Below are 13,673 nucleotides of genomic sequence, written 5' to 3' on the forward strand. Positions count from 1 at the left end.
TTGCACGAGCAAAGAAAGTGACAAGCCCACTCATCGCAGGGAAGCGACGGTGCCGACCAAGCGCCCGGCGCCGCCGAACCGCCGTCAGCGCAGGCGGTCCAGCGCCTCGACCAACTCATCCGCCAGCGGAGCGTTCAGCACGTAGGGGGTCTTGCCGTCGTCCAGCGCGAACTCCAGCGAGGCCGCGTGCAGGAACAACCGCTTCAGGCCGATCTGCTCACGAAGCCGCTTGTTCACCGCAGGATCGCCGTACTTGTCGTCACCGGCCACCGGATGCCCCAGATGCTGGGCGTGCACCCGGATCTGATGGGTCCGGCCGGTCTCGATGCGCACCTCGCAATAGGAATGGCCCCCACGCCGCTCCAGCACGCGGAAATGACTGATCGATTCCTTGCCGATCGCATTGACCTGGACATGTCGCTCACCGCCCTGGCGCAGGCCCACGTGCAGCGGCGCGTCCACCGTCATCACCCCGTCGGGCATGCGTCCGGTCAGCAGGGTCAGGTAACGCTTGCGGATGCCGGCGCCATGGTCTTCACGCAGCAGCGCCTGCAGCTCGCTCAGCGCCGAGCGCTTCTTGGCCACCACCAGCAGGCCCGACGTATCGCGGTCGAGACGGTGCACCAGTTCCAGCGTCTGGCCCGGGCGCAGGGCGCGCAGGGTCTCGATGGCGCCGAAGCTGATCCCGCTGCCGCCATGACTGGCCACGCCCGAGGGTTTGTTCAGCGCCAGCAGCCGTGCGTCCTCGAAGACGATGGCCTGTTCCAGACGGCGCATGAACGACTCGGGAGGACCAGCCTTGTCTCCCTCCTCGGTGAGACGCACCGGCGGCACCCGCACCTCGTCGCCCGCCTCCAGCTTGCGCTCGGCCTTGGCGCGGCCGCCATTGACCCGCACCTGCCCGCTGCGCACCAGCTTGTAGACCAGGCTGCGCGGGGCCCCTTTCAGCTGGCCGAGCAGGAAATTATCCAGGCGCTGGCCGGCGCGGTCGGCGGGAACGGTGATCATGCGCACGGATGGCTTGTCGCCAGCTGGCTTGGTGGGGTCTTGGGCGGTCATCAGGCTGTTTATTCTGTTACACTCGGGGGGCGAGATAAGGGATTGATTTCGTTGGAAGTTACTCAGGGCCAGAAGCCCAGCTTCCGACGAATCCGGCACAGTGCGCGACCACCGCCCGCGGGGCGGCCATGTTAGCGGCTCACCGGCCTTCCCGGCCATCGCCGGATGCCTGACACGCAACCGTGCTGAACATGTCCCGCGTGGCGCTCCAGCCTGGCTGACAGCTGCCTGCGGCCCTGCAACACCCCAAAAACCATATGAGTGAAGCGCTCCCGCGGCCTGCCGTGGTGTCGTAGCGCTGGAAACCCAAGCCCCCCTCCCCGCGCTTGCGCGAATGGGTGGCGAGCCGTATCCAGAGGCGAAACCCCATGGCGTTCCGCGCGGTAGCCGCTTGCGAGGAACGCAACAATGAAGCGAATGCTGATCAACGCCACGCAGGCTGAAGAGCTGCGTGTTGCCATCGTGGATGGCCAGTCGTTGTATGACATCGACATCGAGCAGCCGTCGAAGGAACAGAAGAAGTCCAACATCTACAAGGGCCGGATCTTCCGCATCGAGCCCTCGCTGGAAGCCGCCTTCGTCGAATATGGCGGTGGCCGCCATGGCTTCCTGCCGCTGAAGGAAATCTCCCGCGACTACTTCCAGGCCGGTGTCGACCACAACAAGGCCGGCATCCGCGAGCTGCTCAAGGAAGGCCAGGAAGTGGTGGTCCAGGTCGACAAGGAAGAGCGTGGCAACAAGGGCGCCGCCCTGACCACGTTCATCTCCCTGGCCGGCCGCTACATGGTGCTGATGCCGAACTCGCCAAGTGCCGGCGGCGTCTCCCGCCGCATCGAGGGCGAAGACCGGGCTGCCCTGAAGGACGCACTGGACAAGCTGAACATTCCCGACGACATGGGCGTGATCATCCGTACCGCCGGCGTCGGCCGCGATGCGGAAGAGCTGCAGTGGGATCTGGACTACCTGCTCAGCGTCTGGCGGGCGATCGCCGAGGCGGCGCTGAGCAAGCCGGCCCCGTTCCTGATCTACCAGGAATCGCGCCTGATCGTGCGCGCCCTGCGTGACTACCTGCGCGCCGACATCGGCGAGATCCTGGTGGACACCGAGGAGATGTACGAGCACGCCAGGGAGTTCATGCAGCAGGTGATGCCGCAGACCCTGCGCAAGCTCAAGCATTACAAGGACGACATCCCGCTGTTCAACCGCTTCCAGATCGAATCGCAGATCGAAGGCGCCTACGAGCGCAACGTGCGCCTGCCGTCGGGCGGCTCGATCGTGGTCGACCAGACCGAAGCACTGACCGCCGTCGACGTGAACTCCTCGCGCGCGACCAAGGGCAGCGACATCGAGGACACCGCCTTCCAGACCAATCTGGAAGCGGCCGAGGAAGTGGCCCGCCAGCTGCGCCTGCGCGATCTGGGCGGCCTGGTGGTGATCGACTTCATCGACATGTCCTCCAACAAGCATCAGCGCGAGGTCGAGAACCGCCTGGCCAACGCGCTGAAGTACGACCGCGCACGCGTGCAGGTCGGCCGCATCTCGCGCTTCGGCCTGCTGGAAATGAGCCGCCAGCGCCTGCGCCCGAGCCTGGGCGAATCGAGCCAGATCGTCTGCCCGCGCTGTGATGGCCACGGCCGCATGCGCAGCGTCGAGTCGCTGTCGCTGTCGATCATCCGCGTGGCCGAAGAGCACGCGATGAAGGAGAACACCGGGCAGGTGCTGGTGCAGGCGCCGGTGGAGATCGCCAATTACCTGCTGAACGAGAAGCGCAGCGCGCTGCGCGAAATCGAACAGCGCCATGAAGCGCCGATCGTGATCGTCGCCGACGAGCAGCTGCATACCCCGCACTACACGGTCACCCGCCTGCGTGAGAACGAACTGGGCGAGGAAAGCAGCCGTCCGAGCTACCAGCGTGGCACTCCGCGCAAGCTGCCTGTGCACGCCCTCACCAAGGGCCAGCTGAACATCCCGCCGCCGGTGGTGACCCAGGTCAAGCACACCTCCCCCGCCCCGGTGCGTGAGGAAGTGGAGCCGGCTGCAGCGGCACCCGCGCCGGTGGTGGCTGCGCCCGCCGCCCCGTCGACCGGCGGTGGCGTGATCGGTTGGATCAAGCGCGTGTTCGGTGGTGAGCCGGCACCCGCCCCGGCGCCGCCGGCCGCCCGCCAGCCGCAGCAGGACGGTGGCCGCAGGGAGCGCAACAAGGATCGCAACAAGGACCGCAAGGACCGTCGCGACGACAATCGCGGCAACGGCAATGCGCAGCAGCAGAAGGAGGGCGGCAACCGCAAGGATCGCGGCGAACAGCGCAAGGACGGTCGTCAGGGCGGCAATGGCAACCCGAACGGCAACGGCCAGCCGCAGGGCAAGCAGAAGGACGGCCAGCAGCCGCAGCAGCAGAACAAGCCGCGCAACGAGCAGCAGGGCCAGAACCCGCAGCAGCAGCCGAAGCTCAAGCAGCCGAAGCAGCCGCGTCCGCAGCAGGACGGCGACAAGCCGGCCGAGAAGCCGCAGCGTGGTGCCGCAGAAGCCCAGACCGACACGGCGACGGCGTCCGCTGCGGTGGCGGCCAGTGCCATCACCGCTGCTGCGGTGACCGCGCGGGAGGCTACGGCGCCGGTCGCGGCGGTGGCCGCACAGCCGCCGGTCGAAACCGCGGCGCCGGCCGAAGTCGCGCCTGTCACCGCCGTTGAAGGTGACGCCGCTGCCGTGACGGGCGAAGAGGCACCTGCCGACACCACGGGCGAGCAGGCCGGCGAAGGCGCGACCCGCCGTCGTCGTGGTCGTCGTGGTGGCCGTCGCCGCCGCCGTGGTGGCTCCGAGAATGCGGCCGGCACCGATCCGCTGGGCGAAGACCAGGATGACGGTGACGAAGGCGATGACGCCGACAGCACCGACAGCGCCGAGCCGCGTGTCGACCACGCTGCCGGGTCAGCACCGGTTGCAGCCACCCAGCCCGCCCGCTCGCAGCCGGAGTTCGACTTCGATGACGACGCCGAGCCGTCCATCGTCGAAGGCGAGAAGCCGGCCCGCGTTGCGGCCGCTGTCGCCGCCGCACCGGCCGCCGTGGTCAGCAGCGCCGTGGTTGAAGCCGCCGCGCCGGTGACCGCCGCGCCTCCGGCACCGGTCGAGACCGCTGCCAAGGCAGAACCGGCGCCATCGCCGGTGCAGACCAGCATGCTCGACGCCATCGACGCCGCGACACCCGCACAGCCCGTGGCGGCGGCAACCCCGTCGGCGGACGCCGCACCGGTGATCGAAGCAACGCCGGTAGTGGCCGAAGCGGCCCCTGTGGTGGACGTGAAGCCGGTCGTGGTCGAGCCTGCACCCGTCGTGGAATCGAAGCCGGAGGCTGTTGAAGCAGCGCCCGTGCCTGAAACCGCACCGGTGGCTGTTGAGGCGGCCCCGGTGGTTCAAGTGAAGCCGGTCGTCGAACCTGTTGTGGTTGCCGAAGCCCCGGTCGCACCGGTGGCCGTGGAAGCCCCGTCGGTGGAGGCCCCTGCACCGGTCGCCGATGCCGTCGTGACGCCGACCCTCGACCCGGTCGCGGATGGCCATGCCGATGCTGCCGCCCAGGCGGCCGAAGCCAAGGCTGACGAAGAGGACGACGAGGCCGCCAAGCGCACGCCGCCGGCCAACTGACCGCTCGTTGATCGGGTGACAGCAGAACGGCGGGGATCGATGATCCCCGCCGTTTCTGTTTGTGCATCGGGCTGTATCGTGCCGACCGGGGATAGGCCGCTGGGTCGTTGTTCAGGGTTTCGGCGCGAACTGCAATCGCGTCCAGACGCCGTAATGATCCGAAGCCCAGCGGCCGCTGTCATCCGGCTGGTCGAACAGAAGCCTGGCCTCACGCGCAACCAGCTGGTCCTGCTGGAAGAAGATGTGATCGATCCGCGAGGGCGCCTGGTAGTAATGCCGGTTGAGGGTGCTGACAGCCGCCAGGTCGGTGTTCACATGCACGCTGCCATAGCTGTCGCCATAGTGGCTGCGCAGCTCGCTCAGGTCACCCGCATCGACCAGTGCGTTGAAGTCGCCTGCGATCACCACCGGCGCGCCATCCGACGTTGCGGCGATGAAGCGCAGCAGATCTTCCACCTGCGTCCGCCGGATGCGCTTGCCGCTTTCATCGCTGCGCTCATTGAGATGGGTTGCATAGAGGTTGACTGGCCGGCCCTCCACCTCGATGCGCAGGTGCGCCACGGTGCGGTAGTCGTCCAGCGGCAGCAGCAGGTGCTCGCCCTGGGCGAGGATCGGCTGTCGCGTCAACAGTGCGTTGCCGTAGCGCTTGGGCGCGCCGACCGGATCGGTGGACACGAAGACGTATCGGTAGCCCAGCTGGCTGGCGAGCCATTGCGCCTGGTTGCGCACGTTGCGCCGCTGGATCACTTCCTGCAGCGCGATCGCATCAGGTTGCAGGCGCTTGAGTTCTGCCAGGATGGTACGACGCCGGCTGGGCCAGTCCTCGCGGTCGTGGTGCAGGTTGAAGGTGACCATGCCCATGCCAGGCGCGCGCGCGGCTGCGTCCCCATCGTCCGCCGGTGGTACGTCCGCCATCGCCGCGGCAGGCAGCGCCAGCGCGATCGCCATGCCCAGTGCGCACGCTGCCGCGCGCGCACGCCATGCCTTCCTACCCATGCTTACTGTCCCTTGCGCTCGGAGCGACGCACTGCCGCCGGCACTTCGATCTCGACGCGGGCAGGCAGTTCGTGCACATGCAGTTCGCGGTCGATCCATTCACCCGGCGCGCCATTGATGGTGGCGTCACCCGGTTCACCCGCGTAGGGCCACGGAAGTACCACGCCTCCAGCCGGTGGCACCAGGCCGGGCTGCACCTCCAGCACCAGCAGCTTGTCACTGCGCCGCAGCCGATAGTTCAACTGCCCCTGCGGCGTACGCAGGCCCTGCACCGCGATGCCGTCACCCTGCAGCCAGGCCGTTGGAACGCCGCCGGCCAGCACCAGTGACTCATCCATGTCGCGGTTGTAGGCGAACATGTCCAGCGCCGAGCGCACGAAATCCGACGCGACCCATGCATGCGGCAGGTCGCCGACGAAGAACGGCTTGCGCGGTGTCCGCGAGACCACTTCCGCCCATTGGTTCCATGCCTGCGGGGCACGGTCCTTGAAGAAGAACTCGGTCGCCTGCCAGGCGCGGTCGCGCCAGCCCAGGCGCACGAAGGCGGCGACGTTGCGCCACTCATACGGCGTGTAGTCCTTCCATTCGCGCTTGCCATCGCGACGCGCGACGAACTCCTTCCAGTAACGCTCGAAGGTTGCTTCCAGGGCCTGCTGCGGCAGCCGGCCCTGCTCGCCCCCGGGCGCCAGCGCGATGGTCGTCGATGTCGCGTCGAAATCGCCCAGCTCCGCCGAGCCCGGCAGGTAATCGATGCTGTGCTGCTGCATGGCCGACAGCAGCGATGCCTGCAGGTCGTCGCGGAACTGGTCGCGTGACTCGGCGATCTGCATCGCCTCCACCTTACCCAGCTGCGTCGCCAGCAGCGCAGCGTCCTTGTAGCCACGCAGCGCCCAGAAGTTGTCCCAGTACGAATGCATCGGCTTGGCCGAGTAACCTTCGTGGCTGATCGAGGCCGGCATCATCCCGTAGAAGGCCGGGTTGCGTGCACGGTTCTCCTCGGTGCGCTCGCTGGCACGCAGCTGCTCCATGTACTGGTAGGCCCCCTGCACATGCGGCCACATCAGTTCCATGAACGTGCTGTCGCCGGTGTAGCGGCCATACTCGGCGATGTTGTAGATCAGCTCACCATGGCTGTCGTTCTCCGGCACCGGGTCGCTGCCACGTGCGTCGACGCAGCACGGCACCTTGCCATTCTCGAACTGGAACGGCGCATACCAGTTGAGGTAGTCACGCACCGCGTCGCTGCGGCCCATGCGCAGCAACCCTTCGGAGATCATCGCGCCGTCGCGGATCCAGCTGCGCGCATACGAGCGCGTGCCCGGCTGCAGGCTTGGCCCGACGCGCGAGATCAGCATGTGCGCTACCGCGGTGCGCAGCGTGTCGACCATCGGCTGGCCCGCCTTCGGAACCTGCAGCGACACCACGCCGAGCTTGGCACGCCACATGTCGGCAACCTGCTGCTGCGCCTTTGCCACGTCCACGGCCTGCGGCGCCCAGCCACCGGTCTGCGGCAGTACCACCGCCACTTCGCGGCTTTGCCCGGGTTCCAGGGTGATCGTGTACAGCAGCGCGCCCGACGCCATGCCGGTGCTGTCCTTCACCGTGGTCGTCGCCGGCAGCTTGCCCGAGGCGAGGTGCATGGCATCGAGCTTGCCGTCGAAAGAGGTGGCAAAACGCGCATCAGGTACCTGCAGCGGGTAGATGCGTGGCTCGCCATTGATGCGGACCAGCTGCTCGCCGACGTCGAGGCTGTCGATGCGGCTGAAGCCGCCGGTGGTGTTGAGGAACTGGGTTGGCGGATTGACCTGCCAGGGGCGGATGGCCAACGCCAGCGTGTACTCGTGGGCCACCTTGTCCGGATTGCTCAGGCGGTAGCGACCGATCAGCTGCGCACGCTCGGGCGTGCCCTGCACGAATCCGGTGACCGCCAGCCCCACCTTCTCATGCACCCAGTCGACATTGGCGATGGGCAGGTAGCGATCCTGCAGCGACTGGGTGATGGCCACATCACTCCAGGCGATCAGCTTGCCATCCAGGCGGACGAACGGCTCGATGCTGAAGCTGCCCTTGGCAGGCTCCAGCGCACCGTCTTCGCTGATCAGCGCCTGTTGCTGGCCGCCATCCAGACCCAGCAGGGTCCAGTACGGCTGTTCGCCCACGAACGCGCGCGGTACCGCACCGCGTGGGAGGTCAGCCGCAACCGACGACAGGAATGCATTGGGCGTGGATGCGAAGTCCAGCGGCTTGAGCGTGATGTCACGGATGCCATAGCGCCAGTTCGGACCTGCCTGCAGGTCGAAGCGCACATAGCGTGCATCGGTATCCGGCAGCGCCAGCCAGTCACGGCCACCCCCACCGGCGGTCACTTCGCGTGCCGTGCGCCAGTCGCGTCCGTCCACGGACGTGCGCACGGTGTAGCGGGTCGCCTGCAGGTCCGGCAGCCAGTCGATCACCGCGCCGCCGATCTCGCGGCTCTTGTGCAGGTCCAGGCTGATGGTCTGCTGCTTCACCCCACCGCTGATCCAGAAGGTATCGCTCTTGCCGTCCACCATCCGGTCCTGCAGCGCCGTGGCGGTGTCGGCAATCACCTCCGGCCGCAGCGGCGATTCGTCCCGTGCGGGCAGGCCCTGCAGGGTCAGTCTGTCGAAGCACACCGTGCCGCGTCCGCCGACCTTGCTGTAGATCGTGAACTCGACCGCGGCGCTGCGCGCCATTTCCTTCTCCGGCGACGGCCCCCACGCCTTGTCGATCTGCCGACGCCGGTACTCGACCGGCGTCCACGACCTGGGAAAACTGTAACCGGGGCGGTTGACCCACCACACGTTGTCACCGCTGGCGTCGATCAGCTTGAACTGAAGATCATTGGCCGGTGAATCACCGCGCAGCTGGAAGCCGAAGCGGTAGTTGACCGGATACTCGACCGCCAGCGCGCGACGGATGCCGACGTAGCCCGATACGTTGTGGAAGTCGTAATCCAGGCACAGCGCGCGGCCGCCACCCGCGCCGCTGACCGGGCGCAGCGAGCCGCTGACCTGGTCGGACAGCACCAGCTTCCAGGCACTGACATCGTCGAAGTCGTCCAGCACCTTCGGCGCCGGCAGCGCCGGAGGGGCGGCGATCGCCAGGGAGGTCCACAACAGGCCCAGTCCAACGGCGATCGCACCCTTCATCCCTTCACGCTCCCCAGCAACAATCCTTGGATGTAGTACCGCTGCAGCACCAGGAACAGTGCCAGCACCGGAACCACGGTAACCACCGCGCCGGCCATCATCATTTCCACGTCCATGATGTGTTCGCGCGAGAGGGTGGCCAGGGCCACCGGCAAAGTGTAGTGCTCCTGATCGGTCAACACGATCAGCGGCCACATGAAATCGTTCCATGCGCCCATGAAGGTGAAGATCGCCAGGGTCACCAGCACCGGCTTGAGCATCGGCAGCACGATCTGGAAGAAGATGCGCAGCTCCCCTGCCCCGTCGATGCGCGCGGCCTCCAGCAGTTCGTCCGGGATCGACCGCGCGTACTGCCGCACCAGGAAGATGCCGAACACGCTCGCCAGCGCCGGCACGATCACGCCACCGAAGCTGTTGACCAGCCCCAGCTGCTTCATCAGCAGGAACAGCGGCAGCATCGCCACCTGGGCGGGAATGACCAGCGCCGCCATCAACACCTGGAACAGGCGCTCACGGCCAACGAAATTCAGCTTGGCGAACGCATAGCCGGCCATCGTATTGAGCAGCAGCGAACCCAGCGTGATCGCCAGCGACACCAGCAGGCTGTTGGCGAAATTGCCGCCCATGCCGGTACGCGCGAACAGCTCGTGGTAGTTGTGGGTGGTCACCTGCGAGGGCAACAGCGGAGGCGGGAAATGGCTGGCCTCGCCCTGCGGCATGAACGAGACCGAGACCATCCACAGCAGCGGCGCCAGGCTGACCAGGGCCAGCACCAGCAACGCGCCGTTGATCCACCACGGATGCCAGCGCGACTGGCCGATTTCACGACTCATACCAACTGCCTCCTGCGGCCAAAGCGCAGCATCACGGTGGTCACCGCCAGGATGATCAGGAACAGCAGGAATGCCACCGCGGAGGCGCGTCCCAGGTTCCACCACTTGAAGCCTTCCTCGAACATGAAATACAGCACGCTGACCGTGCTCTGCAGCGGGTCGCCACGCGTCATCACGTAAGGCTCGGCGAACAGCTGGAAGTAGCCGGAGACGGTGATCACTCCGACCACGAGCAGCACCGGGCCGAGCATGGGCAGGGTGATGTGCAGGAACTGCTTCCAGCGCGAGGCACCGTCGATCCGCGCCGCTTCGTACAGATCATGCGGGATCGCCTGCAGGCCGGCCAGGAAGATCACCATGTTGTAGCCGAAGTTCTTCCACACCGCGAACAGCATGATGGTGGGCATCGCCCAGTTCGGATCGCCCAGCCAGTCGATCGGGCTGATGCCCAGATGGCCCAGGCCGTAGTTGACCAGGCCGTAGCTGGTATGGAACAGGTAGCGCCAGATCACCGCCACCGCCACCAGCGTGGTCACCACCGGCGCGAACAGCGCGGTGCGGAACAGCGCCTTGAAACGCGCGGCAGGCGCGTTCAGCAGCATCGCCGCGCCCAGTGACACACCGATCGACAGCGGCACACCGATCAGCACGAAGTAGCTGGTGTTCCACAGCGACTTCCAGAACATCGGCGTCTGCAGCAGGTCGATGTAGTTGCCGAGGCCGACGAAACGCAGGTTGCTGCTGTCGGCCAATGCGTACAGGTCGAAGTCGGTGACGCTGAGCGCCAGCGCCGAGGCGACCGGCAGGCCGAAGAACACCCCCAGCACGATCAGCGATGGGCCTGCGAAGATCCATCCGGCCAGCGAAGTTCGTTTCATTGCGCGCTCCCGTCGGCCAGGGTGCTGCTTGAGCGCGTCGGCGAAGGCGCGCGCTCCTGCAGGCGTTGTTGTTCATGCATCCAGCGACGCTTGGCCAGCACCTTGTCCACGCGCTGGTCCAGCTCGGCCACGGCGTCGTCCTGGGGCATCCCGCCGCGCACCACCTTTTCGGTGACGATGCGCATTTCCTGCACGATGCGCTCCCACTCAAGCACCTTGGGCGTCGGCCTGACCCGCTCCAGCTGGTCGCGGAACGCCGCCGCCAGCGGATCACCGGCCAGGGACGGTGCATCCCAGGCACTGCGACGCGGCGGCAGATCACCGATGATCGAATGGAAACGGGCCTGGATTTCCGGGCGCGACAGGAACTCGATCAGCTTCCAGGAGGCTTGCTTCTGCTGCGATTTGCGGAAGATCACCAGGCTGGTACCGCCGGCGATGCCCGCACCGGGGCCATCCGGGCCCGGCAACGCCGCGGTGCCCCACTGCCCTTCCAGCGCCTTCGGCTGCAGCTTCTTGAACTCGCGGATGTTCCAGGGGCCGGAGATGTAGAACACGTTGAAGCCGCGGAAGAATTCATCCCAGACATTGGAGATCTGCGTCTCGGACATCTTCGGCGCCCAGCCCTGCTCGAACATGTTGGCGTAGAAAGCCAGCGTGCGGCGGAAGCCCGGGCTTGAGAAGTTGCCACGGGTATCGTCGTCGCGCAGCAGCGGATCGGGTTGCTGCAGCGCCAGCGACAGCTGCTGCTCGAACTCGTTGATCGGCATCAGCACGGCATAGCGGTTCGGGCCCTGCATGCGCTTGATCGCCGCCATCTGTTCGTTCCACTCCTGCCAGGTCCGCGGCGGATGGTCGTATCCGGCCTTGGCCAGCAGGTCCTTGCGGTAATAGATCAGGCGGGTATCGACGTACCACGGCACGCCCACCAGCTCGCCATGGATCACGTTGGTATCCCAGATGCCCTGGAAGTAATCCTTCGGGTCGACCACCGCCGAGCGCTGCACGAACGGTTGCAGCGGCGTCAGCGCATCGAGCTCGGCGAATTCGGGAACCCAGGTGTTGCCCAGCTGGCAGACATCGGGCAGGCCATCGGCGGCGAACGCGGTGAGCAGCTTCTCGTGCGCCGCGGTCCATGGGATGTTCTGCACATCCACCTTGATGCCGGGATTCTCGGCCTCGAATTCGTGGATCAGCTCGCTGACCACTTCCGCTTCGCGCCCCATCGCCCAGAAGCGCACGGTGGTGGTGCCCGGTTCGGTACGGGCGCAGCCCGCCACGACCAGCGCGGCCAGGGCCGGCAGCGCCCAGCGGCGCATGCGATGGAGCCAGTTCTGCACAGCGTTACTTTCCCTGGCCTGTGGTGCGGTTGGCATTGTTCTTCTGTTCCTGTGCGGCGGCCGCGCGTGACTCGGCGATGCCGACCGCGCGCGCCGATGCAGCCTTCTCGTCCTTCTGCAGTTCCAGCGGCTGGAACGAGCCCTCGGGGGCCAGCCAGCCGCCGCTGAATCCGGCGCGCTCCAGCCCCTTGCGGATGTAGGGGTTCTTCTTCATGACTTCCCACACGAAGTCGTTGCGGTAGTTGGCGATCATGGTCAGGATCGGGCCCTGGTCGATGGCGATGTAGTCGCTGGCGACCCAGCCACGGTCCGGCACCAGGCGCCCGGTCTTGATCGGAATGTCGTAGCTGAAGCTGGGATTGAACGAATCCAGGAAGCCGTAGCTGGAATAGATGTAATCGCCGAAGCGCTTGTGCATCTCCAGCGTGGCCGGAATGACCTGCTCCGGGGCGAACACGATCGAGGCCACCGCCGCGGTCGGCGCGATGGTGCCGTCGTCGAAGTTCTCGCGCAGGCCGGCGCCGCGCGAGGAGTAGTGGCGGAACTGGCGCTGCTCGCCGCGATATTCCTGGGTGGTGTTCTGCGGACCATCGCTGGCGGTCAGTCCCCACACGTTCTCACCGTACTCCTTCCACTGCATCGGGTTGGCGATGGCGTACTCGCGCTGGGCCAGCGCGGCCGAGCGGCTGTTGAGGAAGTAGGTGCTGCCGCGCTCGCGCATGTAGGCATCCTGGATATCGCGGAAATCGATCCAGACATGGCTGTACTGGTGGCCGAACAGAGGCCCGAAGGACAGGTATTCCTGGCCCTGGTAGACGCCCCAGTCGTTGTCGTAGGTCCGGGTCCACACCGTCCATGCGTCGGGGCTGACCGGATGGGTGGGCGAGCCGAGGGCAAGGATGTACACCATCATCGCCTCGTTGTAGCCCATCCAGTCGTGGTCGATGAAGCCGCTTTCGGGGAACCAGCCCATCGAGATCAGCGGCGCGCGCTGCTGCAGCCACGGCCAGTCGATCTTCCTGTACAGGGTATCGGCAATCTGCCGGATTTCCTTCTCGCGCGGATCATCGCCGTCGTAATAGGACTGCGCGAACAGCACGCCCATCATCAGCAGCGCGGTATCCACCGACGACAGTTCGACCCAGCTGTCGTAGCGGCGGCCTTCCTGCATGTCCAGGAAGTGATAGTAGAAGCCCTTGTAGCCGGCCTTGCCGGTGCGCTGCGGGCCCATCGGCACGTCACGGAAGAATTTCAGCGTCGTCAGCGTGCGGTCGATCGCCTGGTTGCGGCTGACCCAGCCATTCTCGATGCCGATCGGATAGGCGGTGAGCGCGAAGCCGACCGAGGCGATGCTGGCGAACGGGCGTGACGGATAGCGGTCCGGTGTCAGGCCGTTCACTTCATTGGTGGTGTCCCAGAAAAACTGGAAGGTGCGGCGTTCAATGTCATCGAACAGCGGCGGCAGTTCCGGCTTCATCGGCCGCGGCGGTGCATCGGCCTCGATCAGGATCACCGGCGGCCGGGGTTTGGCGGGCTCCTGCTGGGCCGGCTTGCAGGCGGCGATGGCCAGGGTCATCGCTGCGGCGGACAACAGGTGGCGTGCCTGCATGGCGCGGTTCCTCCGGTGGACTGATCGATGGGAAAGCATAACGTCCAATGATCTGAAATCGTTTACAAACCACACATTTAAAAAAGCCACGGGAACGTGGCCTGACAGCGCGATCATCGCAGTTGCCGATGCCGCCGGCGAACCGGCGG

Annotated in this window: 8 protein-coding genes; 1 reads left to right on the plus strand and 7 read right to left on the minus strand. The window is 66.4% G+C overall.

The window, feature by feature from the left end:
- Window positions 1-84: 84 nt before the first annotated feature.
- Window positions 85-1,059: an RluA family pseudouridine synthase gene (locus AC06FB_RS09975; RefSeq protein WP_253119536.1), complete on the minus strand. Its 975-nt coding sequence runs from the start codon at window positions 1,057-1,059 to the stop codon at window positions 85-87.
- A gap of 408 nt (window positions 1,060-1,467) precedes the next feature.
- On the opposite strand from AC06FB_RS09975, the gene rne reads away from it, so the two are divergent.
- Complete coding sequence (gene rne / locus AC06FB_RS09980) at window positions 1,468-4,698, plus strand: ribonuclease E (RefSeq protein ID WP_478053635.1); 3,231 nt, start codon at window positions 1,468-1,470, stop codon at window positions 4,696-4,698.
- 111 nt (window positions 4,699-4,809) lie between these two features.
- Here rne and AC06FB_RS09985 read toward each other — a convergent pair whose 3' ends face one another.
- From AC06FB_RS09985 to AC06FB_RS10010, 6 genes are read right to left on the minus strand one after another with little or no spacing between them, the layout of a single operon-like run.
- Complete coding sequence (locus tag AC06FB_RS09985; protein WP_053516893.1) at window positions 4,810-5,694, minus strand: endonuclease/exonuclease/phosphatase family protein; 885 nt, start codon at window positions 5,692-5,694, stop codon at window positions 4,810-4,812.
- Between the two features lie 2 nt (window positions 5,695-5,696).
- Window positions 5,697-8,864, minus strand: a complete 3,168-nt coding sequence (locus tag AC06FB_RS09990) for a discoidin domain-containing protein (RefSeq protein WP_478053636.1) — start codon at window positions 8,862-8,864, stop codon at window positions 5,697-5,699.
- Window positions 8,861-9,697 carry a carbohydrate ABC transporter permease gene (locus AC06FB_RS09995; RefSeq protein WP_053516890.1) on the minus strand — a complete coding sequence of 279 codons (837 nt, stop codon included), beginning with the start codon at window positions 9,695-9,697 and terminating at the stop codon, window positions 8,861-8,863. The genes AC06FB_RS09990 and AC06FB_RS09995 overlap by 4 nt, the downstream gene beginning before the upstream one ends.
- Window positions 9,694-10,575, minus strand: coding sequence for a carbohydrate ABC transporter permease (locus tag AC06FB_RS10000; RefSeq protein ID WP_065175483.1), 882 nt, complete (start codon window positions 10,573-10,575; stop codon window positions 9,694-9,696). Before AC06FB_RS10000 ends, AC06FB_RS09995 begins: the two co-directional genes overlap by 4 nt.
- Window positions 10,572-11,894 carry a sugar ABC transporter substrate-binding protein gene (locus tag AC06FB_RS10005; protein ID WP_065175484.1) on the minus strand — a complete coding sequence of 441 codons (1,323 nt, stop codon included), beginning with the start codon at window positions 11,892-11,894 and terminating at the stop codon, window positions 10,572-10,574. The genes AC06FB_RS10000 and AC06FB_RS10005 overlap by 4 nt, the downstream gene beginning before the upstream one ends.
- A 25-nt stretch (window positions 11,895-11,919) precedes the next feature.
- Entirely contained in the window at window positions 11,920-13,524 is a 1,605-nt protein-coding gene (locus AC06FB_RS10010; protein WP_053516886.1) for a glucoamylase family protein, read from the minus strand.
- Window positions 13,525-13,673 lie beyond the last annotated feature (149 nt).

The organism is Stenotrophomonas sp. Steno-C15 (genome assembly GCF_056393265.1).